This window comes from Devosia salina, assembly GCF_019504385.1.
Taxonomy (GTDB): Bacteria; Pseudomonadota; Alphaproteobacteria; order Rhizobiales; family Devosiaceae; genus Devosia; species Devosia salina.
On sequence record NZ_CP080590.1, the window covers coordinates 2,206,054 to 2,228,128 of the forward strand.

General features: G+C 62.8%; 26 protein-coding genes, 1 tRNA gene and 1 pseudogene. 11 read left to right on the forward strand and 17 right to left on the reverse strand.

Annotated elements, in window-relative coordinates; genetic code table 11:
* Both cysE and K1X15_RS10655 read right to left on the reverse strand, forming a co-directional pair.
* A complete protein-coding gene (cysE, locus tag K1X15_RS10650; protein ID WP_220303593.1) occupies nucleotides 1-831 on the reverse strand; it encodes a serine O-acetyltransferase in 831 nt (276 codons plus the stop codon).
* A gap of 81 nt (nucleotides 832-912) precedes the next feature.
* A complete protein-coding gene (locus K1X15_RS10655) occupies nucleotides 913-1,683 on the reverse strand; it encodes an alpha/beta fold hydrolase (RefSeq protein ID WP_220303594.1) in 771 nt (256 codons plus the stop codon).
* A 132-nt stretch (nucleotides 1,684-1,815) separates the two neighbouring features.
* Between K1X15_RS10655 and K1X15_RS10660 the strand changes: the two genes are divergently transcribed.
* From K1X15_RS10660 to K1X15_RS10675, 4 genes are all read left to right on the forward strand, one after another.
* On the forward strand, nucleotides 1,816-2,064 hold the full coding sequence (locus tag K1X15_RS10660) for a zinc-finger domain-containing protein (protein WP_220303595.1): 249 nt from the start codon (nucleotides 1,816-1,818) through the stop codon (nucleotides 2,062-2,064).
* A gap of 8 nt (nucleotides 2,065-2,072) precedes the next feature.
* Nucleotides 2,073-3,245 carry an FAD-dependent monooxygenase gene (locus tag K1X15_RS10665; RefSeq protein ID WP_220303596.1) on the forward strand — a complete coding sequence of 391 codons (1,173 nt, stop codon included), beginning with the start codon at nucleotides 2,073-2,075 and terminating at the stop codon, nucleotides 3,243-3,245.
* A 114-nt stretch (nucleotides 3,246-3,359) separates the two neighbouring features.
* Complete coding sequence (locus K1X15_RS10670; protein WP_220303597.1) at nucleotides 3,360-4,697, forward strand: MFS transporter; 1,338 nt, start codon at nucleotides 3,360-3,362, stop codon at nucleotides 4,695-4,697.
* Complete coding sequence (locus K1X15_RS10675; RefSeq protein ID WP_220307505.1) at nucleotides 4,675-5,157, forward strand: GNAT family N-acetyltransferase; 483 nt, start codon at nucleotides 4,675-4,677, stop codon at nucleotides 5,155-5,157. Before K1X15_RS10670 ends, K1X15_RS10675 begins: the two co-directional genes overlap by 23 nt.
* On the opposite strand, the gene K1X15_RS10680 is transcribed toward K1X15_RS10675, so the two are convergent.
* The 3 genes from K1X15_RS10680 to K1X15_RS10690 all read right to left on the reverse strand — a co-directional run bounded on the left by K1X15_RS10680 (nucleotide 5,158) and on the right by K1X15_RS10690 (nucleotide 8,561).
* Complete coding sequence (locus K1X15_RS10680; protein ID WP_220303598.1) at nucleotides 5,158-6,462, reverse strand: chloride channel protein; 1,305 nt, start codon at nucleotides 6,460-6,462, stop codon at nucleotides 5,158-5,160. It abuts the gene before it with no gap.
* A 74-nt stretch (nucleotides 6,463-6,536) separates the two neighbouring features.
* Nucleotides 6,537-7,955, reverse strand: a complete 1,419-nt coding sequence (gndA, locus tag K1X15_RS10685; protein WP_220303599.1) for an NADP-dependent phosphogluconate dehydrogenase — start codon at nucleotides 7,953-7,955, stop codon at nucleotides 6,537-6,539.
* A gap of 144 nt (nucleotides 7,956-8,099) precedes the next feature.
* Nucleotides 8,100-8,561, reverse strand: coding sequence for an SRPBCC family protein (locus tag K1X15_RS10690; RefSeq protein WP_220303600.1), 462 nt, complete (start codon nucleotides 8,559-8,561; stop codon nucleotides 8,100-8,102).
* 80 nt (nucleotides 8,562-8,641) lie between these two features.
* On the opposite strand from K1X15_RS10690, the pseudogene K1X15_RS10695 reads away from it, so the two are divergent.
* Nucleotides 8,642-9,414 (forward strand): annotated as a pseudogene (locus K1X15_RS10695) (SDR family oxidoreductase).
* The gene (locus K1X15_RS10700) at nucleotides 9,389-9,943 is read left to right on the forward strand and encodes a gluconokinase (RefSeq protein WP_220307506.1); all 555 of its coding nucleotides are present in this window, start codon (nucleotides 9,389-9,391) and stop codon (nucleotides 9,941-9,943) included. The pseudogene K1X15_RS10695 and the gene K1X15_RS10700 overlap by 26 nt, the downstream one beginning before the upstream one ends.
* A gap of 6 nt (nucleotides 9,944-9,949) precedes the next feature.
* Here the strand turns inward: K1X15_RS10700 and K1X15_RS10705 are convergent, their stop codons facing one another.
* The 6 genes from K1X15_RS10705 to K1X15_RS10730 form a co-directional block, all read right to left on the reverse strand.
* Nucleotides 9,950-10,333 carry a DUF1622 domain-containing protein gene (locus tag K1X15_RS10705; RefSeq protein WP_220303601.1) on the reverse strand — a complete coding sequence of 128 codons (384 nt, stop codon included), beginning with the start codon at nucleotides 10,331-10,333 and terminating at the stop codon, nucleotides 9,950-9,952.
* Between the two features lie 79 nt (nucleotides 10,334-10,412).
* On the reverse strand, nucleotides 10,413-11,324 hold the full coding sequence (locus K1X15_RS10710; protein WP_220303602.1) for a DMT family transporter: 912 nt from the start codon (nucleotides 11,322-11,324) through the stop codon (nucleotides 10,413-10,415).
* A gap of 61 nt (nucleotides 11,325-11,385) precedes the next feature.
* The gene (locus tag K1X15_RS10715; RefSeq protein WP_220303603.1) at nucleotides 11,386-12,162 is read right to left on the reverse strand and encodes a MerR family transcriptional regulator; all 777 of its coding nucleotides are present in this window, start codon (nucleotides 12,160-12,162) and stop codon (nucleotides 11,386-11,388) included.
* Nucleotides 12,163-12,198: 36 nt separating this feature from the next.
* The gene (locus K1X15_RS10720; RefSeq protein WP_220303604.1) at nucleotides 12,199-12,684 is read right to left on the reverse strand and encodes a CYTH domain-containing protein; all 486 of its coding nucleotides are present in this window, start codon (nucleotides 12,682-12,684) and stop codon (nucleotides 12,199-12,201) included.
* Between the two features lie 7 nt (nucleotides 12,685-12,691).
* Nucleotides 12,692-13,582 carry a CHAD domain-containing protein gene (locus K1X15_RS10725; protein ID WP_220303605.1) on the reverse strand — a complete coding sequence of 297 codons (891 nt, stop codon included), beginning with the start codon at nucleotides 13,580-13,582 and terminating at the stop codon, nucleotides 12,692-12,694.
* A 2-nt stretch (nucleotides 13,583-13,584) separates the two neighbouring features.
* On the reverse strand, nucleotides 13,585-14,121 hold the full coding sequence (locus K1X15_RS10730) for a methylated-DNA--[protein]-cysteine S-methyltransferase (RefSeq protein ID WP_220303606.1): 537 nt from the start codon (nucleotides 14,119-14,121) through the stop codon (nucleotides 13,585-13,587).
* A gap of 105 nt (nucleotides 14,122-14,226) precedes the next feature.
* Here K1X15_RS10730 and K1X15_RS10735 point away from each other — a divergent pair, with 105 nt between their 5' ends.
* On the forward strand, nucleotides 14,227-14,895 hold the full coding sequence (locus K1X15_RS10735) for a pseudouridine synthase (RefSeq protein WP_220303607.1): 669 nt from the start codon (nucleotides 14,227-14,229) through the stop codon (nucleotides 14,893-14,895).
* Here K1X15_RS10735 and K1X15_RS10740 read toward each other — a convergent pair whose 3' ends face one another.
* Both K1X15_RS10740 and K1X15_RS10745 read right to left on the reverse strand, forming a co-directional pair.
* Nucleotides 14,896-15,180: an ASCH domain-containing protein gene (locus K1X15_RS10740; protein WP_220303608.1), complete on the reverse strand. Its 285-nt coding sequence runs from the start codon at nucleotides 15,178-15,180 to the stop codon at nucleotides 14,896-14,898.
* A complete protein-coding gene (locus tag K1X15_RS10745; protein WP_220303609.1) occupies nucleotides 15,180-15,560 on the reverse strand; it encodes a RidA family protein in 381 nt (126 codons plus the stop codon). Before K1X15_RS10745 ends, K1X15_RS10740 begins: the two co-directional genes overlap by 1 nt.
* Nucleotides 15,561-15,637: 77 nt before the next feature.
* Here K1X15_RS10745 and K1X15_RS10750 point away from each other — a divergent pair.
* Nucleotides 15,638-15,722: transfer RNA gene (locus K1X15_RS10750), tRNA-Leu, on the forward strand.
* An 85-nt stretch (nucleotides 15,723-15,807) separates the two neighbouring features.
* Nucleotides 15,808-16,380, forward strand: coding sequence for a chemotaxis protein CheW (locus K1X15_RS10755; RefSeq protein WP_220303610.1), 573 nt, complete (start codon nucleotides 15,808-15,810; stop codon nucleotides 16,378-16,380).
* Between the two features lie 215 nt (nucleotides 16,381-16,595).
* Here K1X15_RS10755 and gpt read toward each other — a convergent pair whose 3' ends face one another.
* Nucleotides 16,596-17,093 carry a xanthine phosphoribosyltransferase gene (gene gpt / locus K1X15_RS10760; protein WP_220303611.1) on the reverse strand — a complete coding sequence of 166 codons (498 nt, stop codon included), beginning with the start codon at nucleotides 17,091-17,093 and terminating at the stop codon, nucleotides 16,596-16,598.
* A 75-nt stretch (nucleotides 17,094-17,168) separates the two neighbouring features.
* Complete coding sequence (locus tag K1X15_RS10765; RefSeq protein WP_220303612.1) at nucleotides 17,169-17,942, reverse strand: competence/damage-inducible protein A; 774 nt, start codon at nucleotides 17,940-17,942, stop codon at nucleotides 17,169-17,171.
* A 116-nt stretch (nucleotides 17,943-18,058) separates the two neighbouring features.
* Between K1X15_RS10765 and map the strand changes: the two genes are divergently transcribed.
* On the forward strand, nucleotides 18,059-18,892 hold the full coding sequence (map, locus tag K1X15_RS10770; protein WP_220303613.1) for a type I methionyl aminopeptidase: 834 nt from the start codon (nucleotides 18,059-18,061) through the stop codon (nucleotides 18,890-18,892).
* A 442-nt stretch (nucleotides 18,893-19,334) separates the two neighbouring features.
* Nucleotides 19,335-19,592, forward strand: coding sequence for a JAB domain-containing protein (locus K1X15_RS21620; RefSeq protein WP_220303614.1), 258 nt, complete (start codon nucleotides 19,335-19,337; stop codon nucleotides 19,590-19,592).
* Here K1X15_RS21620 and K1X15_RS10780 read toward each other — a convergent pair.
* Together K1X15_RS10780 and K1X15_RS10785 are read right to left on the reverse strand one after the other, a co-directional pair.
* Nucleotides 19,589-20,764, reverse strand: coding sequence for a GNAT family N-acetyltransferase (locus tag K1X15_RS10780; protein WP_220303615.1), 1,176 nt, complete (start codon nucleotides 20,762-20,764; stop codon nucleotides 19,589-19,591). The genes K1X15_RS21620 and K1X15_RS10780 overlap by 4 nt on opposite strands.
* 227 nt (nucleotides 20,765-20,991) lie before the next feature.
* On the reverse strand, nucleotides 20,992-21,732 hold the full coding sequence (locus K1X15_RS10785; protein WP_220303616.1) for a cytochrome c biogenesis CcdA family protein: 741 nt from the start codon (nucleotides 21,730-21,732) through the stop codon (nucleotides 20,992-20,994).
* Nucleotides 21,733-22,075: the final 343 nt, after the last annotated feature.

Here is a 22,075-nt window from a genome sequence, read left to right on the forward strand (position 1 = left end):
CTATTCTTGTGCCCGATCGTGGACCAGAACCATCTGGTCCATGACCAATGCCGGCTGCGCGCAACCAGCCTCGCCGATGACCTTTGCCGGCACGCCCGCAACAGTGGTCCGCGGCGGCACTTCCTTGAGAACCACCGAGCCAGCACCCACGCGCGAGCAGTCGCCGACCTTGATATTGCCAAGTACCTTGGCGCCCGCGCCGATGAGCACGCCATTGCCGATCTTGGGGTGCCGGTCCTGATCCGCCTTGCCGGTGCCGCCCAGGGTCACATTCTGCAACATGGAGACATTGTCGCCCACCACCGCCGTCTCGCCGATGACCAGACCCGTGCCGTGATCGAGCATGATGCCCTTGCCCATCGGCACGGCCGGATTGATGTCCACCTGGAACACCTGGCTCGAGCGGCTCTGTAGATAGAGCGCGAAATCCCGCCGCCCCGCCTTGTGCATGGCGTGCGCAAACCGGTGCGTCTGGATGGCCTGGTAGCCCTTGAAATAAAGCAGTGGCTCGATTGCGCGATGGCAGGCGGGATCGCGCTCAAGCGTGGCCGCGAGGTCGACACGGGCCGCTTCTCCAATAGCCGGGGTGTCGCGCAGGGTCTCGGCGAAAGCCTGCCGGATCATATCGGCCGAAACATCCTCGTGGTCGAGGCGCGCGGCGAGCCTGTGGGCCAGCGCTTCTTCGAACGTGTCGTGATTGAGGACGGTGGAGAGCACCAGATTGCCCAGCGAGGGCTCGTTCTCCAGAATCTGTTGCGCCCCGGCTCGAACTGCGGCCCAAACAGGATCGACCGCCTGAATATGAGCCGATTTCTTGGCATTGCCACTCATCGCGCAACTCTCCGCTTCATCGATAACTGACGATATAAGCCAGTTCGTTTCCACATTCAAAGCCAAAGCCGGTGGATTGGTTCACGAAGCCGGCACGTTTGAGAATGTCCTGCCCAGGAATTCCAGCGTCGCCGCCTTGAACACCTTGTCGCCCGTGGCCCGCATATGATCGCGTTTCGGGATCAACAGGGCCTCGCCCTGGGGCAGCAATTCCGCCAGGGGCTCGGGGCGCCCGGCCATTTCATCGGCCTCGCCCACGGCCACCAGCACCGGGACCCCGATGCGCCGCACATCGGCCCGCGCCATGGGCTGGCGGGAGGTTTCCATGCAGGCGGCCAGGGCTTCCCGGTCCGATCCGGTGTGGTCGGCAAAGATGCGGAACTGGCGCGCGGTCGGATGGGTCAGGTCGGCCAGGGCGGGGGCGCGCAGCCCGGCAATGATGTCATTGCCGTCGGTCAATCCATTGATCAGGTTCATGCCCATGCCCCCGAACACCGCGCAGGCGACCCTTTCGGGATGAAAGAAAGCCATGAAGGCGGCAATTCGCGCGCCCATCGAATAGCCGAGCACCGCAGCACGAGGGATATCGAGGTGGTCGAGCAGTGCCACCGCATCCTCGGCCATCAACGCTGGATAATACTGGTCCGGGTCGTGCGGTTTGTCGGACTGCCCATGCCCGCGATTGTCCATTGTGATGGCCCGATAGCCGGCGCCGGTAAGCGTCTCTACCCATCCAGTGTCATGCCAGTTGACCTTGCCGCTCGAAGCAAAGCCATGCACCAGCAGGACCGGCGGGCCCTCCCCCTGGTCATCATAGGCTAGCGAGAGACCGGACGTGGTGAAGCGTGGCATTTGGCTCTCCTCTTGGCAACGGCTCCCGGTTTTGCGGCTTCGGCGCACAAAATCAAGCGCCCCTTTGCCCTTTTCTTGGATGGGGGCTTTGGCTATGGTCGCGCCAAATCAAACACCACCCAGGTTCCTATCATGGCCCACGGCTCGACACCGCATTTCCACAACACCCAAGGCCTGCGCAGCATCGAGATCGGCTCCAAGGAATTCCAGTGTGTCGGCGCCCTGCCGCCCTTCGACCATCCCCATATTTTCCTCGACATGGGCAAGGACAACGAGATCGTCTGCCCCTACTGCTCGACCCTTTACGTCTTCAAGGCCGAGCTTGGTGACGGACAGGCCAACCCGGCCTCCGCAATCTTCCAGGTCGAAGACGCCGCCTGAGTTCGCCCATGCCCGCCACGGGCCGCAATTATATCGTCGCTGGTGCCGGCATCGCCGGCATGACCATGGCGCTTGCACTGGCAAAGTTCGGCGCAACCGTTGTTGTTCTCGAGCGCAGTCCGAATGTGCAGGAATTCGGTGCCGGCCTCCAGATCAGTCCGAACGCCCGGCACTGTCTCAACCAGCTTGGCCTGGGCGAGGCGCTTGACCGCGTCAGCCTCGAACCGCGCGCGCTCGACCTCTATCCCCAGGGCGCCCAGAAGCCGCTCCTCAGCATGGAACTGGGCCCAGTCATGCGCGAGCGTTTCGGCGCGCCCTATGCGGTGATGCACCGTGCCGATCTCGCCGACGTGCTCTACAAAGCGTGCCGCCGTTTCGCCAATATCGACCTCGTCTTCGGCGTGCGCCATTGGGACGTCGTTTCCCATGCGCGCGGCGTCACCGTCGCCATTGACGAAGCCAATGGCCAGAGCCGGACCACACGGGCCAACGGCTTCATCGGCGCCGACGGGGTCCATTCCCAGACGCGCATCGGACTTCTGGACGGCCCCAAAGCCGAATTCCGCAATCGCATCGCCTGGCGGGCCCTGATCCCGTTCGAACATGTTTCGGGACAGATCGCGCCGGACCGCGTGTCAGTGTTCTTCGGCGCTGGCTTCCATCTCGTATGCTACCCCCTGCCCCATCGCGGCCAGGTCAATCTGGCGCTGTTCATGCCGGGTGCGACGCCCGAGACCAGTGCACAACCGCGGCCCGCAAAGCCCGGACCACGGGTCGAAGCGATACTGGCGGCGGCCGGTGACGGCTGGACGGCCTGGCCCATGTACACGGTGGAGACGCCGATCTGGCACCAGGGCAATATTGGCATTATCGGCGACGCGGCCCATGCAATGGTGCCGTTTCAGGCCCAGGGTGCGGCCATGGGAATTGAGGACGCCGCCGCGCTGGCGCCGTTGCTGGCGGGAACCGAAACCGCAGAAGCAGCCTTCTCCCGCTATGCCGAGATGCGCCAACCCAGAACCCGGCGTATTGCCGCACTTTCGGCAGAGAACGGTCGCATCTTCCATCTACCCTGGCCGCTCAGCGTGGCCCGCAACATGGTGATACGCCTGCAAGGGCCGCGTGCCCACCTCAAGCGACTGAACTGGGTCTACTCGTATCGATTGGCGGGCGCAGACTAGGTCGAATAGCCCGGCCGGGCCAACCGGAAAGCTGGGCGCTTGCCTTGACGGCGCGCGCCGTGTCAATTGCATCGCACCATCCCGGTGGGAAAAAGAAAAGGTAAAAGCCACCGCATGCAAGCTGCGACACGCTCCCGTCTGACGCTCACCTGCATCCTGGTCACCATTCTGATCGACATGATCGGCGTGGGGATCATTGTGCCCGTGCTGCCCGAATTGCTGGAGGAATTGACGGGGGGCAGCGTGGCCCAGGCTGCCGTCATCGGCGGTTATCTCGTTTTTGCCTATGCCTTCATGCAGTTCGTGTTTTCTCCTGTCCTGGGCAATCTTTCCGACCGCTTCGGGCGCCGGCCGGTTCTGCTGCTATCGCTGCTCGGCCTGACCTTCGACTACCTCATGATGTCGATCGCGCCCTTCGTGTGGTACCTTTTCATCGGCCGCATCATTGCCGGCATCGCCGGAGCGGCCCTGGCAACAGCCACGGCCTATATGGCCGATATCACCCCCCCGCATAAGCGCACCCACCGCTTCGGCCTCATCGGCGCCGCCTTCGGGCTGGGCTTCATCATCGGCCCGGTGATCGGCGGCGAGCTGGGCGAGTTTGGTCCTCGCGTACCCTTCTTTGCGGCGGCGGGCCTGGCCTTTGCCAACTTCCTATTCGGCCTCCTGGTCCTGCCTGAAAGCCTGCCCAAGTCAAATCGACGCAAGTTCAGCATCCGCCGCGCCAACCCGCTCGGGGCCGTCTTGGCGCTGCGGCAGTATTCCTCGGTGCTGTGGCTGCTCGTCGTCCTCTTTTTCCTGCAGCTTGCAACGCAGGCGCTGCCGACGATCTTCAGCTACTTCACTGTGGAAGTGTTCGCCTTCTCCTCCTCCAGCATCGGTCGTACGCTGGGCGCGTTCGGGATCGGGTTCGCCTTCAGCCAGGCCGTTCTGGCCGGGCCGCTGGCAAAGGGCATGGGCGAGCCGATCGTGGGCGTGATCGGGCTACTGGCAGCGGCAATCGCTTTTGCGGGCATCGCCTTCTCGGCCGATGTCTATCAACTCTATCTCTTCATCGCCGTTGGCTGCGTCAGCGGCCTGGCGCCACCGGCAATCAATGGCGTGCTGTCACGGCAGGTGCCCGACAACAGCCAGGGCGAATTGCAGGGCGCGGTCAACGCGGCCAGTTCGCTGGCAACGATCATCGGGCCGCTCGGTGCCACGCAGATATTTTCCTACTACACCAGCTCCCCGGCCTCCGGGCATTACTTCCCCGGCGCACCATTCATCGCCTGCGGCATAGCGGTTGCCCTTGCCCTGTTCGTATTTGCCGTGGCCGCCTGGCGCTTTGATCTGGGTCGCCGCCCCAGCGTGGCCGACCATCCCCATGCACCCGAAATGCCCCCGCCGGGCCAGGTCCGCGTAGCTCCACTGGAAGACGACGATGACGTTGAAAATTCGCCCCGCCACTGAGGCCGACTGGCCACATCTCTGGGCCATCATCGAACCGATCATGCGCGAAGGCGAGACCTTTGCCTTGCCGCGCGATGGCAACGAGGCGACGGCCCGCGCCTACTTCGCCTCGGCCGAGAAGACCAATTTCGTTGCCGAGGAAGACGGGATCATCCTCGGCGCCAGCTATGTGCGTGCCAACCAGCAGGGCGGTGGCAGCCACATCGCCAATTGTGGCTACATGACATCTCCCGCCGCCCGCGGTCGCGGCATCGCGCGTGCCCTGTGTGCGCACTCCATCGACTATTGCCGGCAGCAGGGCTTCAAGGGTATCCAGTTCAATTTCGTAGTGTCCAGCAACGAGCCCGCGGTTCACCTCTGGCAGCGTCTGGGCTTCGAAATTGTCGGAACCCTTCCCAAGGCGTTCAACCACCCCCAGCGCGGCTTGGTGGATAGCTATGTGATGTTCCGGAGCCTTTAGCTACTGCGCAGCCTTGCCGTCCTGCTGCAGAAGGCGCTTGGCCAGGGCATGATAGACCCCCTCTTCGCATACCAGCTTCGACATGAAATTGGCGATGAGCGCACCCAGCATGACCGGAAAGATCAGCGCGTGGTTGCCGGTCATTTCCGTCACGATCACGAAGGCGGTGATCGGTGCCTGCAGGACCGCCGCGAGATAAGCCGCCATGCACACAATGGTCAGGGCCGCGATCGGTACCGGTGTGATACCCGCGAAGAGATCGGCAATGCCTGCCCCCACGGCCAGCGACGGGGAAAAGATGCCGCCCGGAATGCCACTGATGGAGGTGAGCAGGGTCGCGATGAACTTGAGCGGCCCGAACGCCAATGGGGCCGATTCACCCGTCATGATGGCTTTGGCCTGCTCGGCACTGGTTCCGAACACACTGCCCTGGGTCAACACCCCACACAGCGCCACGCCGACGCCGCACCCAGCCGCGAAGAGCACGGGATGCGTCTTGATCCAGCGACCGGCCCGGCCCGGCAGTCCGTCGGTGAAGATGACGAGGAGCCGGCTGAACCCGCCGCCCGCCAACCCGCACAGCGCCGCTATCGGAATGACCCAGATCCACTCCGCAATGGCCGCCAGGGCGATGTCGGAACGGCCGAAATAGGTATAGTCCCCCACCACGGCCAGCGGTACCAGACCCGCTACGATCACCGTGCCCAGCACGAGGCCACTGGTGCGCAGTTCGAACGATCGGCTCATTTCCTCGATGCCGAACACCACCCCGGCCAGCGGCGCATTGAAGGCGGCGGCAACACCGGCGGCGCCCCCGGCCAGGAGCAGGCCCGGTTGCCGATGCGGTGCGAACCGGCCCAGCCAGAACATGATGCTGGCCCCGACCTGCACCGTCGGCCCCTCGCGGCCGGCCGATGCGCCGACCAGCAGGCCACCGGCCAGCAACACCATCTTGGCGACGGCCAGCTTGGGTGACACCAGTTTGCCCTTGCGCTTGAGGTCAGTCATTTGCCTGGCGGCGATCACCTGTGGAATGCCGCTGCCCTGCGCCCCGTCGAAATAGCGTCGCGTCAGCCAGGCAAGACCGGCAAATCCCAAAGGCGTGGCGAACAGCGGCAGGTAGTGCCACTGCTTCTGCCAATGCGCGAAGGTCTCGATGGCAAAATCGGCGACGAAGGCCATGGCCAGCGCCGCAATGCCTACGACAACGCCGCCCACCAGGAACAAGGCGCGGCGTCGAAGTCGCGGCAACCAGATCCGATGCCACCGCAGGTGCATGGATTGACGGAAGCTGCGCTCAGACATGTCGGCCTTTCAAACAAGAACAGGCGAGCCGGAGACTGGCCCCGGCTCTTCATGGCGATAATCGGGGCTTGCGACTACTTGCCCAGCGTTGACGGCCAGGTGCCATGCAGATCGGCGCCGCGTCCCTCGATCTCGAAGCCATGGGCGCCGAAGAAGTCGCGCTGGCCCTGGATCAGATTGGCCGTGCCCTTGGCCTGGCGGTAGCTGTCAAAGTAGCTGAGTGCCGCCGACAGGCAGATCATCGGGAATTCGCCCATCGCGGCAGCGGCCACGACCTTGCGCAGGCTCGGGTGGCTGTCTTTCATGATCTCCACAAAGTCCGGCACGACCAGCAGGTTGACCGCCTCGCCCTTGGCATAGGCGGACGCCATCTGGTCGAGGAAGCGCGAGCGGATGATGCAGCCGGCGCGCCAGATCTTGGCGATGGTGGCCAGCGGCAGCGCCCAGCCGTTTTCTTCCGAGGCCTTGGCGATCACCGCAAAGCCCTGCGCATAGCTGACGATCTTGCCGGCCAGGAGGGCCTTTTCCAGATCGGCGAGCGTGACATCGGTCTTGGCACGGTCGGGCTTGCCGTAAATGCCTTCGGCGGCGACGCGCTCGGCCTTGCGCGATGAAATCGAACGGGCCGCCACGGCGCCCTCGATGGCAGTGGCCGGCACACCCATCTGCTGGGCAACGATAGCGGACCACACGCCAGTGCCTTTCTGGCCGGCCTTGTCGAGGATCAGTTCGACCAGCGGCTGGCCGGTCTGTTCATCAACGGCATCCAGGACGTGCCCGGTGATCTCGATGAGATAGGAATTGAGCGGCCCCTTGTTCCATTCCTTGAAGACATCGGCGCATTCTCTGGCCGACATCCCCAGGCCATCGCGCATCACGCCATAGACCTCGGCAATCATCTGCATGTCGCCATATTCGATGCCGTTATGGATGGTCTTGACGAAGTGACCGGCCCCGCCCTCGCCGAGATAGGCGCAGCAGCTCTCGCCATTGAACTTGGCGGCGATGGCGGTCAGCACGGCCTCGGCATTGTGCCACTGCTCCTCGGAGCCACCAACCATGATGGAGGGGCCGTGGCGGGCCCCCTCTTCGCCACCGGAGACGCCGACACCCAGGTAACCGATATTCTTTGGCTTGAGATAGTCGAAGCGGCGCTGGGTGTCGGTGAACAGCGAATTGCCGCATTCGATGATGGCGTCGCCGGGCTCGAGATGGGGCAGCAGTTGCTCGATCATATCATCGACCGGCTTGCCGGCCTTGACCATGATGATGATCGAACGCGGCGCCTTCACGGCCTGCACGAACTCGGCGAGATCGTATTTCGGGATGGTATTGCCATCCAGGCCCTGCGCCTTGGCGTCGGCCATATGCTCGTCAATGCGACCGGCCGACCGGTTGTGAACGGCAACAGTATAGCCCTTCTCGGCGATGTTGAGGGCAAGGTTGGAACCCATGACCGCAAGGCCGATAAGGCCGATATCTGCTCTCGACATACAAACAGTCCTTCTGAAATCGTCTTGGCATGCACACAACGCATGGCGCGCGGCGGGAGAATGACCACAATCCAGCCCCTGAAGGAAGGGCGGAAAGCACAATTTTCGGTCAGATCACACAGCTTGTATGGAAGAATTTGCCCCTCAGGTGTCTCGAACGTCGACGCCCCGTTCGGCAAAGGCCTTGAAATCTTCGGCGTATTTTTGGCTTTGTCGTCGGAACATTCCCGGCATCAACCAACCCATGAGCTTCATCTGCAGGCTGGCGAACTGGAAGATGTTGTGGCTCTCCCACAAGGTGCGGTCCGGCCCCAGCTCCGAAAAGCGGTTCTCTACGATGTTGTGAACGCCTTCGATCTCATAGGTGCCGTCGAAGGCGTCCGGCAACTCCCGCTTGGTGATGGTTTCGATCATGACCATTTCGCGCTTCCCCATTTGATAGGTCAGCCGCGATTTTGCCCCCGGCATGCCCGGCGAACCCTCCAGCGGTTCAAAGCTCTTCAGGCCCTTTTGCCACTTGGGCAAATTGTCCACATCGTCGAACAGGGCGATCATCTTGTCCCGCGGCAGATCGATGACAATCGTGGTCGTATAGTCCAGTGCCATGGCTCCCTCCCGCCTTGCATACAAGGCGCTGCTCAACTAACACCCGATAACGGTGCCATAGCGGCGAGGACGCGCCAAGCATGACTGAAAAGGCTTCTCCATTCGACCTCACTGGCCGCCGGGCGCTGGTCACCGGTTCCAGCCGCGGGCTGGGTTTTGCCATGGCAAGGGCTTTGGCAGGGGCTGGTGCCGAACTGGTATTGAATGGTCGGGACGAGGTGGCTTTGGGCAAAGCGGCGGCTGATCTCGCTGAGGGCGGCGCAAAAGTGACGGCACTGGCCTTCGACGTCACCAGCCCTGACAGCGTGGCCGAGGCCGTAGGCCATTGCGAAAACGAGATCGGCCCGATCGACATTCTGGTAAACAATGCCGGCATGCAGATCCGCGGGCCGCTCGAAACCTACAGCCATGAGAATTTTGAGGCCATGCTGAGCGCCCATGTCGTCTCGACCTTCTCGGTCAGCAAGGCAGTCGCCCAGCACATGCTGGCGCGCGGACGCGGCAAGATCATCAATATTTGCTCGATCCTGACCGACCACGCCCGCCCGACGGCTGCCCCCTATGGCGCCGCCAAGGCGGCCATCGCCAATCTCACGCGCGGCATGGCGGCCGACTGGGCGCCGCGCGGCCTCCACATCAATGCGATCGCGCCTGGCTACTTCAAGACCGACCTCAACCAGACACGATGGCCGATGCCACCTTCGATGGCTGGGTGCGCCAGCGCACGCCGATGGGCCGCTGGGGCGAGGTCGAGGAACTTGGCCCCGCCGCGATCTTCCTCGCCTCCGATGCCTCCAGTTTCGTGAACGGACACATTCTCTATGTCGATGGCGCCTTCACAGCAGTCGTCTGATCATGCCCGCATCATCATCGTGATGGGCGTCAGTTCTTCGGGCAAATCCACCGTGGGTGCCGCCCTCGGCCGCGCCCTGCACGCGCCATTTCTGGATGGCGACCAGTACCATCCTGAAGCCAATGTCGAGAAAATGCGATCCGGCACGCCTTTGACCGATGAAGATCGGTGGCCCTGGCTCGAAGCCCTGACTGTCGCGCTCAAATCTGCCTCGGAAAAGAAGGGTATCGCCATCGGCGCATGCTCTGCGTTGAGACGCTCCTATCGCGACTTTATCGCCAGCAAGGCGGGAGAACCGGTGCTGTTCGTCTATCTGGACGGCAGCCGCGAGGTGATCAGCGAGCGCATGGCCCGGCGCAAGCATGAGTACATGCCCCAAAGCCTGCTCGACAGCCAGTTTGCGACACTCGAAGTACCTGATCCGATCACCGAAAACGTGCTTGCGGTGCCAGTGACCGACAGCGTCGACAAGATCGTACGGACCGTAGCTGGAAGGCTCGATCGCAAGACGTTCAAGCGTTGGCAGTAGACCCGTTCATCTGGAGCCACGCCGTTCCCGCACCTCGGACTGCGGCTGTTGCCAAGGCCAGCGACCGCTGACTTCCACCTCGAGCGACAGGCTGAGAAAGGTGCGGATGATCACGATGCCGCCGAGTACCACGAGGCTCTCAAGGCTCGGCTCGATGGCAATCGTTGCAATAATATCGGCAGCAACGAGAAACTCGAGGCCCAGGAGGATACCTCGGCCGACATCCGCACGGTAGCGCCGAAATCGCTGCTCATTGGCGTTTCGTGCCAACACGCTCGCAGCAAAGCGAACCGTGCCAAAAATCAGGCCGCTGACGATTATGGCAATCCCGACCCATTCGATGGCCCGGGTGATCAAGAACAGGGCTGTGGGCGTCAGTCCGTCTGCCATGCCGCTACTTGCTCGAGGTCCCTCTCCACCAATGTCTTGTGGCCGCAAATCGATCCATTCCGGAGTAACCTGCCGGCGGCTACGAACTGCCCGCGGTCGCGCTGATGGGTCGACGGAATGCCCCCTGCCCGATCGCAACCAGCAGCGCCGCCACTACGATGACGCACGCCCCGGCCACGTTCCAGGCGTCGAGGTGAATGCCGAGCAGCACCGCGTCGAAAAAGAATGCCCAGACAATGCCGGTATATTCGTAGCCGGCCAGCAAAGACACAGGCGCCCGCGCCACTGCTTCCATCATGAACACATGACCCATCCCGCCAAGCAGCCCCGCTGCAATGAGCAGGAAGAGGGTCGGGTTATCGAGTGGCGCCCAACCGAACACAACCGTGACCGCTCCAAGCAAGGTGCTGAGAACGCCAAAGGACAGGGCGATGCTGGCAGGCGGATCCGTTCGCGTCAGGTCCTTCACTTGAACCCGCGACAACGCATTGGTGGCCGCCATGCCGACGCCGGCCGCGATACCGATCAGCGCGCCCTCATGGACCTCGCTGCCAGCCAAAGCCGGGAACAGCATGACGAGCACCCCGGCGAAGCCGGCAATCACCCCAAGCATGACGAGGGCCGATATCCGTTCCTTGAGCAGCACCATGGCCGCACACATGGCCAGGATCGGCGTGAGATAGCTCAGCGCCGTTGCCACGCCCACCGACAGATGTGCCAGCGCCGTGAAGTTGAGCGCCATCACCACGCAGCCCAGAATGCCGCGGACCAAATGCTTCCCAGGCCGCTTCGTGCGGATCGAGATCGCCAGCTGTCCCCGGACCGCCAGATAAGCAATGATCGGTGGCAGGGCGACGGCGCTGCGCCAGAAAATCAACTGTCCCAGCGCCGCACGATCTGCCGCGGCATGGATGATTGCCGACATGGCGATGAGGCACAAAAGTCCTCCCGTCGCCAGGACCAGCGCGAGTCGGGGATTGTGAACAGGCATGCCCGTTCTATCGGCTCCAACTCACAGAGACGCAACAGGAAACTGCCGGCGCCGTTTGCGCCTATCGGCCATCCTGCCGTGCGGCCCAGGCCTTCATCGCCGCAATGAGATAGTCGGCAAAACCGATCTCTATCGATTCGTAGCGCTGCCGGAAGTCCGGGTGTTCATAAACCTCCGCCAACCCCGCATAAGCCTCGGGCGAGCATGGACGGCCCCATGTCGATCCGACCCAGGCACGATGCCTCTCGATCATCGGATCGAGTGCCGTCGCCTGGGGCGGCAGGCCTCGGCGAAGGCCTTCTGCGAGGGCCTCCTCGACCTGGCGCAATTCTTCCATCATCGCAGCACGCTCGGTGTTGGACATCTCCGCCATGGCCTTGCGGCTGCGCCAGATATCCTCTTCCATTGCCTCGCCATAGCGATCGACCAGCCAGGCCTCGTATTCGGCCTGCTTCTCGGGCGAAACCACGCCCGCATAGAGTTCAGCGTCCTTCATCATGCGCTCTCCTTTGAGATGGGCGATCGTGCGGTCGATCGTCCTCACCATGCCGGCGTAGCGCTTCGCCTGCTCCTCCAGACGCTCCCGCTGCTTCTGCAGCGTTTGAAGCCTGTTGAAACCCGGCGCATCGAGAATGGCCCCGATCTCGGCCAGGGGGATGTCCAGTTCGCGATGGATCAGAATCTGCTGCAGGCGCAGCAGTTCGTCGACGCCATAGTAGCGATAGCGGTTCTCGCCGGTGAATGCGGGCTTGAGCAGGCCAATCTCGTCATAATGGTGCAGGGTCCGCACTGAAACGCCAGCAAGCCGGGCAAGTTGATTGACGGTATAGGTTCTCATGGTCTCGCATCCTCCGCGAGATGAGCGGATAGTCCCTCACGCAGCGTCAGGGTCAAGAGGCGGAACACCAGGATTTCGCGACAGGCTTGCATTGGCATAGCGGTCATCGTGGCTGACCTCCCAGCCGACCCAGTCGGGCAAGGCAATGGTCTGGTCGACTGAGGTCAGTTCGACCTCGGCCATCACCAGACCCGCATGCGCCCCTTCGAACACGTCGACCTCCCAAACCAGTCCGGCATGGGGCACGACATGCCGCCGCTTCTCCACCACGTTCGGTCGCGCCATTTCGAGCAGCGCCAACCCTTCGTCCAAGGGAATGTCATATTCGAACTCGGCGCGACTGATGCCGGCGGAGGGCCCCTTCAGCGTCAACACAGCCCGCACGTCATCGACAATGCGTATTCGCACAGTGGCCTTGGCGCTGGTGGAGAGATAGCCCTGTCGCAGGGCAGCGCTGCCGGTCGACTCGTCCATCCAGCCATCTCCAGACACCAGGAACTTGCGCTCAATCTCGATAGCCATCCTGCCCTTAATCCAGCAAACGCCAGTAGCGCTCAAATCGCCGGGCCAGTGCTCCCGGCCGTTCAACAAACAGCTGACGCCCAAGTGCAAATGCGCTGCCCGCCAACTCCGCCTGCCGTTCCCCGATCAAGCGGAGCAGCAGGTCCTGTGACAGGTCCGTGGCGGCCGTTCCCGAGCGCAGCCAGTCCTCCAGAACGGCCAGATTGTGGTGATCGCCAAGTAGACCGCCCAGTTCTTCCAGCCGCATCACCAACCCGTCAAGCACGGCGGGCGCACCGCGTTGCAGCAGTCGCACGTGGTACCAGTGGGCCTTTGCCGCCTTGCGCCAGTCATGCAGGCGGAGCGCAGTGGGGTCGGTGAAGACGTCGTCCATGCACTTGCGGGACTTGCGATAGGTTCGTTCTAGCCCCGCCAGGACGAGTGCCTCGCCCTTGCTCTCAAAGTGCCAGCCTCCTACGCGCGCCTTGAGGGCCTCAAAATCCTCACGCGCTGATGCCAGAAGCACCTCTTCGCCCATTTGCTGACGAAGATGCCCTGCCCGAGCCCTCAATTTCTCCCGTATTTCGGCACACGAAGCTGTCTCATCCGCCTCCATGCCATCTCCGGCGCGCTCGATGATGGTGTCTAGCGTTGTCACCATCACTGCGGCATCCCGGGCTGTCGAAAAACGCTCGGCAATCGCTTTTATGGCGTCGTTTTCATCGCGAAAAGCAGCAAAATGCGGCCGCACCAGCCTCAGAAGCGCCCGCAGTTTCTTGCTCGCCTTGCGCAATGTGTGGACCGTTTCATCGAAGTCGGCGCTGCCCACGATGCTTCTGAGAACCTTGTCGATCTGCTCATCGGCCACGGCTCGCACCTGATCGGCAACATTGTCCGAGTGTATGAAGGCATAAGCCATCGCTAGAACCCGAAGCTCATCTGCCCCGCCGGGGCGCCAACGCTGACCCCCTCCAATGCCAGCATCTTGAGCTTGCTGGCGCCGCCGCCAGGTGCCGAGAAGCCACCGGGCTTGCCATCGCTGGCCAGCACCCGGTGGCAGGGAATGATCAGCGGGATCGGGTTGGCGCCCATGGCCTGACCGACAGCCCGCGAAAGACCGACATCGCCCAACCGACGGGCCAAGGCACCATAAGTGATGGTCTGCCCCCAGCGCACCTCGAGCAACAGTTCGTACGCCCTTCGATGAAAATCCGGGACGCCCGACAGATCGATGGAGACATCGGAGAAATCGATTGCTTCGCCCTCGGCGTAATCCTCAATCCGGTCCATGAGCGCGGCGATGGCCCGGCTCGGCTCGGCCTGCGTCCCTCCCGCCCGGGTCAGCCGCTCCAGCATTGCAGCATCGTCGTCACCAGGAAGTAGTGCACGCGCCAGACCTCTTTCGGTCCAGCCGAGCCCGAAGCGTCCCAATGCGGTATCGAACAGCGCGATCTCCATTCCCCATTCATATGCCCTCGCATGCGCTCGTACCAGATGGACAACGGTACGACGAGGCGCCTGCGCAATTGGTAAAATGGCGCGCGCTCTGCTAGAGGGCGTGCCATGCCCGCCATGCCCACTCTCAAAGACTACTTCCCGCCCATGGAGCCCTATCTCGACGTGCTGCACGTCGACGACGATATCCTGGTGGTCAACAAGCAGTCGGGGCTGCTCAGCGTACCGGGCAAGGATCCCAGCCTCTGGGACTGCATCGAATATCGCGCCCGCCAGACCTGGCCGAGCGCCGGCATGTGCCATCGGCTCGACAAGGACACATCGGGCGTTCTGGTGCTCGCCCTCAACAAGCGCGCCCATGGCCGCATCGGCAGCCAGTTCGAACACCGCAAGACGACCAAGAGCTATATTGCCCGCGTCTCCGGCATCATCGAAGAGGACAGCGGCCTTATCGACTTGCCCCTGGCCACCGACTGGCTCAACAAGCCCAGGCAGAAGGTCGACCATGACCACGGCCGCTCCGCGCAGACCGAATGGCATGTCGTCGAACGTGAAGCAAAGGCGACGCGCGTTCGACTTGTCCCCCTCACTGGCCGCACCCATCAGCTCAGGGTTCACATGAAAGCCATCGGCCATGTGATTCTGGGCGATGCATTTTATGCCGAAGGCGAGGACTTTGCTGCTGCCGACCGGTTGCAACTGCACGCCGCCGAACTGGGCTTCACCCACCCCACAACGGAAGTGTTCACCACTTTCGTGGCACCAACGCCCTTCTGACTACTCCTCCCCCAGATACCCCACTTCGATGCGCTGAAAGAGGGAGCCCGCCTTCATCGTATCGAGCCACCGCCGGAACGCGGCCAAGTCCGCGAAGCCGGCGCGCCGCGCCTCCGCTTCGGTGACCTGGTCGGGCGACATGTCGGTAATCGACTTGATCGCCAGCAGCCCCACCTTGGTCTTGAGCGTACCGCCGGCCTTGACAGTCGGTCGGTTCCAGCGCCGAAAAATCAGATCGACCTTGCCGGCCTTGATGCACTCGAGAAGTTCGCGCTTGAGCAGCATCAGTCCAACACCGCCGTGGCCGTGATTTCGATCCTGAGGCCCTCGGCGAGCAGTTCCTTGACCACCACCGTTGCGCGCACCGGAAAGGGCTGCTCGGTGAAGAACTCGCGATAGACCGCATTCATCCCGGCTGCGTCGGCGCCGTCGACGAGAAAAATCTGTATCATGACGAGGTTACGAAGGCTGCCCCCGGCCGCCTTGAGCGCAATCTCCAGATTGTGAATGCAGCGTCGGGCCTGCACTTCGATCCCGCCCTCGACGATTTCGCCGCTAGCCGGGTCCTCGGCAATGGCGACCAACCAGAGATGCTTGCCGGCACGCACCGCATCATTGATGGGCGCCGTGGACGGTGCAATGCCGGTTTCGATACGTTCGATCATCTCGCCTCCGGGGAAGAATCGTCACGTCACAATTGTCTTGGCGTAAGCCTTGTGACAAACACGGGCGGCCGAGCCAAGCGGGCGTGGTGGAATTGGTAGACACAAGGGACTTAAAATCCCTCGGCGATAGCCGTGCGGGTTCGATCCCCGCCGCCCGCACCATATCCTAACCTTGCGACAACCTTTCTCGACAATGATCACCTCCGGCCCTTTTTGGCCGGCAGTGTGTAGTGAGTAAGGCGTAACGATGACGGCCCATGCGATCGACCTCGACGAATTCGAGACCCCGCCCGGCGCCGGAATGGAGACGCGGCAATACATCACCTTCTCCTGCGCCGGTCAGATTTTCGGCGTCGACATCATGTCCATGCGCGAAATCCGCAACTGGAGCCCGGTAACCCCCCTGCCCGCGCAAAAGCCGGACGTGCTGGGCATCATCGAAATCCGCGGCCGGGTGATCCCGGTCCACGACCTGGCCCTGCGTATCGGCTGTTCCGTCGAGCGTCGCACCGGCCGGGAGGGCCAGGTGATCCTGGTTCTTTTCATCAACGGCCGCGACATGGGTCTGCTGGTCGATAGCGTATGCGACATCATCGAGATCAGTGCCGAGGACATGCTGCCGGTGCCAAAGATCGAGGGATCCGCCGCCAGGTTCCTCGCCGGCATTGCCCGCCAAGGCGACAACCTGGTGGCGATTCTCGACCAGGAAACCGTGCGGGCGCACGCGGTAGATTTCGCAAGTGACAAGGACGAACCAGTCGATGCGAAAGCGCCGGCGATCGACGCCGACGCAGAGTTTGTGTTTGTGGACGAGCTCTAGACCGAGGTGCAAGAGTGGGCCTGAGAGCAGTCCCGTTGCGCTGCCAAGTGGCCAATTGTCCAGGCAGCCGAGGCCATAACGACAAAAACGACTCCGCAGATCATACTTCGTGGAGGTTCGGGGACGGGGGTGACTGAAGCACCGTTTTTCCCTCTGATCGGGCAACTTGAGCTGGCCCTGCATCTTCCTCCGCCGCAGCTGGAGTACCCCGGCCCTCAGTCAGTGCCGCCGGAAATCGGGGCGACATATGCAACGTCGAGATCCCAGGGAAAGAATATCCAGGTGTCCTGGCTGACTTCGGTGATGAAGGTGTCGACCAGTTCGCGCCCCTTGGGCTTGGCATAGACGGTGGCGAAGTGGGCGCCGGGGAGCATTTCGCGGACGACGCGCGCGGTCGAACCGGTGTCCACCAGATCGTCGACGATCAGAATCTTGCCTCCGTTCCGGGCAAGGTCCAGCACCGGCTGGCTGATCGCCTTGAGCACTTGGATACCGCCCTGGTTCTGGTGGTCATAGCTCTTGACTGCCACAGTCTCGACCGTGCGGATATTGAGCTCGCGCGCCACAATGGCCGCGGGCACGAGACCCCCGCGGGCAATGGCGACGACCGCGTCGAAAGTGCCCATGCCGGCCAGGCGCCAGGCGAGAGCCCGACTGTCGCGATGAAACTGGTCCCAGGTGACGGGGAAGGACTTCTGGTTGGGGTTGGTCACGCTGCTCTCCTGGCGGGGCCCGGCCCCGAAGTCTGAAGTTGGATCGTCCTTAGCAAAGCCGGACGGAAACGCCAATCATTCCGCGTCAGGCGGCGCCACGCCGGCCTTTTGATGGGCAGCGGCTACCATGGCGCGGACCTTTTCGGCCGCCTCGGCCAGCCGGTCCTCGTCCGATGCACGCAGCACCAGCTCGGTCATCACCCGATCCTTGCCCATCTGCGGATACGAGCCCATCTTCACATCCGGAAACTCGGCCTGCAGGGCTCCCAGTGGACCGCCGACCGTGCCTTCACCTACCGCCGCCCTGATGGTGATGGACGAAACCTTCTTGCCACCCTTGAGCGTGGGCGCAAGTGCTTCGAGCATGGCCCGCATGATCACCGGCACGCCCGCCATGACATGCACGTTGCCGATGCGGAAACCCGGTGCGGCAGACACGGAATTGACGATGAGATCGGCCCCTTCCGGAATGCGCGCCATGCGCAGCCGGGCCTCGTTCACCTCGGTGCCAGTCTGCTTCCAGCGGCTTTCCAGCATAGCCCGGGCTTGCGCATTGATCGGCAAGGCCACTCCAAAGGCCTTGGCAATGGCGTCGGCGGTGATGTCGTCATGGGTGGGGCCGATACCGCCCGAAGTGAAGACATAGGTGTAGCGGGACCGCAACGCGTTGACCGCCTCGACAATCGCATCCATCTCGTCCGAGACGACGCGCACTTCGGTCAGGTCGATCCCCAGATCGGTACAGAAATCAGCCACGGCGCCGATATTGACGTCCTTGGTGCGGCCGGACAGGATTTCATCGCCGATGACGATCATGCCGGCGGTTACGCGGGTCTCTTGCTGGGTCATGCGTCCATTTCCTCTGGGCAGATGTGGATGCCTCTACGCCCGGGCCAAGTCAACGGTTCACCGCCCTTCCCTTCATCTCTTTAAGCTCCTATTTTGCCTCTCAGGAGACCTCTTGCATGATTACCTATGTCGACGCCGCCACCAAACCCCGCCGGACCCCTGGCGTTATTCCGCTGCATGGCGCGGAAGGCTTCGAGGGCATGCGCCGCGCCGGTGCGCTGACGGCCAAGGCGCTGGACATACTGACCGAATATGTCGAGCCGGGCGTTCCCACCTCGACCATTGACCGTGTCGCCTACGAGTTTGCCCGCGACCACGGAGCCGTACCAGCAACGATCTTCTACAAGGGCTATCGGCATTCGGTCTGCACCTCGATCAACCATGTGGTCTGCCACGGCATTCCCGACGAGCGGCCATTGCGCGAAGGTGACATCGTCAACGTCGATCTCACCCTGGTGCTTGACGGCTGGCATGGCGATTCGAGCCGCATGTACCCCGTCGGCGAGATTTCGCGGAAGGCTGAACGGCTGATCGAAGTCACCTATGAAAGCCTCGAAGCAGGCATTGAAGCGGCCAAACCCGGCAATACGACCGGCGACATCGGCGCGGCGATCCAGGCCGTCGCGGAAGGCGAGCGCATGAGCGTCGTGCGCGACTTTGTCGGCCATGGCTTGGGGCGGCTCTTCCACGATGAACCCAATATCCTGCACTTCGGCACCCCGGGTACCGGTGTTCCGCTCAAGCCGGGCATGATCTTCACCATTGAGCCGATGATCAATCTGGGGCGCCCCCACGTGAAGATCCTCTCCGATGGCTGGACCGCCGTGACCCGCGACCGGACGCTATCGGCCCAGTGCGAGCATTCAATCGGCATTACCGAGACCGGCAACGAGGTGTTCACGCTGTCTCCGGCCGGGCTGTTCAATCCCTTGGCCAGGCGGATCGCCTGACGAGCCGTCGGCCCGATGAACTTGCCGAGGTCGCCTATCCGGCTCCGCCGCCCATGATCATCCCGGGCACCGCCATCGCGAGCGTTTCCTGAAGCCCGGCGGCGAAGCGCTCGAAGATTACGAGCTGCTCCAGCTGGCGCCGAAATTAGCCAGGCCCGCAAGGATACCAAGGGCGGCGCCGTGGCGCTTCTGCAGAATTCGGCTCCTTTGCCGCCGTGTTCGAAGCTGGCCAGTCCAGGCTGTACAAGGTCGAAATGCTCGGACCGACATCGGTCGCGCATCCCAAGATCCAGGACCACACGCGGACACTTCGCCCACGGCCGCATCGTTTATGGGCTGCCTATCCTCCCGTCCTGGAGCCAGCTGAACGACTATTGCTGCAGCGAAGCCGCATTCGAACCATCGAGCAATTCGGTATCCTCTTCGTTAGGGGAACCGGCCGATGGAGGATAAGGTGAAACGGGCCGGCACAGTGGATCATACATGCGCCAATCCCAGGGAAGTCATAGAACGCTCGCTCGAACTGTCAGCGACAGCCCTGATCCTCGTGCAAAATCATGCATCCGACGATCCGACCCCGTCTTCAGCCGATTTTCGGATGACAAATCGAAATCGCCGATGCCGCCAAACCGCTTTTCATTGTCCCCCACGACCACGTTGTCGTGGGGTACGTCGAACCGCGTCTTGCTGCGCGGGCTAAAACCGATCCGAACAGCGTCCGCCAAACAAGCGCCCGCACAGGATCACGCCCGAGCGCAGCAGTGACTTGATCGTCGTGTTGGACTTGGCCCAGGCCCGAAGGCGCTGAAAGCTGCGATGGCTTCCGATCACCAGGTCGCCTAGGCGCGTCAGGGGGATGTAGTGCTGGCGCAGCGGCACCTGCACATTGCACCAGTGGCGCTTCTCGTCGGTCAGCCCCGAGCCCATGTCGAACACTGAGATGCCTTGGTCGAAGACCGTTTGCATCACATGCAGAAGGCACTGCTTGCCGGGCGAACCGGACTGGATGCGGCTGCAATCACTCATCGAGGAGATGAGGCAGAACATGCGGTCGCCATGCACGACATTGTAGCGCACCGCCACGATGGCTCCATCGAGGCGCAGGACGTGCAAGCGCACATCGATGCCCGAGTCGGGCGAAAGAGCATTGTGATAGAAACCGATGAGATTGTCGGCTACGAACCCGTCGCGAATGCCCTGCGCCTTGAAGCGGGCGGAACGCTGGGCGAACATGATGTCAACGGCTTTGTGGGCCTCCGCTGGGTCGGCGATTTCCTCGAAACTCACCGCGCCCAGCGCAGCGAGGCGATCCCCCTGCTGCCGGTCATGCTTGCGGCGTGAGCGGCCGCGCTGCTCTTTGTCGCACTGATCCCAGGAGGTGAACTGGGCCCGATAAAGCGTTTCGATGGCAAGGTTGCTGCCCAGTTCCTCGAAGAGTCCTTCATGGTCATCGACAGTCTCAGGCACGGATCGCAGGTAGATCAGGTCGGCACCGGTCAACGCACCGGCCATGGCTTCCCAGAGTTCTGCCCTGCCCTCCGGCCCCAGCGATGCCAGGCATTCATTGTCGGCAACCGGGGCATAGCAGCCTGCATGTGGCCCGGGGAACCAGGTGAACAGACGTGCTCCATGCACGCGCTTGCGGTGCAGCGGCAGCAGCACCACCGGTTCGCCGTTGACGGAGCCGACCACATAGTGCTGCTCGTCGAGCGGGATTGCGCGGTCGCTCACCCACAGGCGGATGAAGTCGTAACTTTGGCCCGGCGACTGGATGCCGCCTGCGGTGAAGCGGCGCCAGATGGTCTCCACTTCCTCGATCCGGTGCGTGACCGAGACCGAGAACTGTCCGTGCGCGGCCACTAGCGTCGCCATTGGCCGGCTCCAGCTTTTCTCAGTCTGACCCACCGTTCGAGCGACGGACTGGCTGTGCGCGTTCACGATTGTCTGTGCTCTTCCCCCAAAATCGACGCCAGTCTCGCCCCGAGGCGTAAACCGTACCTGAAGATAGGCCGTCAAAAGCGCGCGGCGCGCGCACAAGCGCGAAGAGGGTTAACCGCTGGCTACGGAAGTCGCTTCCCTGGGAAAAATCCCAAGCCGTCTTATCCGAAATTGGCCAGGACCGGAAAGGTCTCGAGAAACCAGTAAGATATACGGGTGAAATTGCCAGTGAGGAACAGCACTCCGGTCAGCACCAGGAGGCCACCCATGACCTTCTCGACCGTGCCCAAATGCTTCTTGAAGCCATTGAAGAAGGTGAGGAAGGGACCGATGGCAATGCCGGCAAGGAAGAACGGAATGCCCAGGCCCAGCGAATAGAGCCCAAGCAGCGACGCGCCTTCCCACGCGGTGTCGCGGCTTGCCGCGACCGACAGGATCGCCGCCAGGACCGGGCCGATGCAGGGCGTCCAGCCGACGGCAAAGGCCAGGCCCAGGAGGAATCCGCCTAGGGGGCCCGATGCGGCACCCGGGCCGTTGTGGCGCAGCTGCCGGTCGAGAATACCAATGCGAAAGATGCCAAGGAAATGCAGACCCATGGCGATGATGACCACGCCGGCGACGGGCGTAAGGATGGGCAGGAGCTGTCGGAAGGCCTGGCCGAAGGCCGTGGCGGTGGCCCCCAAGGCGATAAAGACGACGGAAAAGCCCAGGATGAAAAAGAGGGAGGTGAGCGCCACCCGCGCGGTCAGCCGCCCGGCGGAGCCGGAAGTTACCTCGGCGCGCAACTGATCGTAGCTCGCCCCGCTCATATAGGTCAGATATGGCGGCACCAGCGGCAGCACGCAGGGACTGAGAAAGCTCAGGACGCCCGCACCGATAACCAGCGGCAGGGAGAACTCCATTTGGCGACGCTCCTTGTTTCTGGCCCCTGTTTAGCGCGCCTTGCACGGAAGGCAATGAGCCGCTTGGCCGCATCGCGGCGAAGTGAGGGGGAGATGAGGGGGAATGGGGGGCGGCAAAGAGCAGGGTAATTCCTTCTACTACACCCCTACCCGGTCTTCCTTGAAGACGGGGCAGAAGTAGATCAACTGCGGCGAGCACGACTTCACTGCTCTCGCGCCAACACGGATGCGCTCCCCCATCTAGGGGTACGCCAGGTGGGCGCGCGTCGAGTGCTCAGCCGTCCCTTCGCCATTCTCGAGCCTGACCGAGGGCGGCACTGCGGGTGCCAACACACTGCGCCGC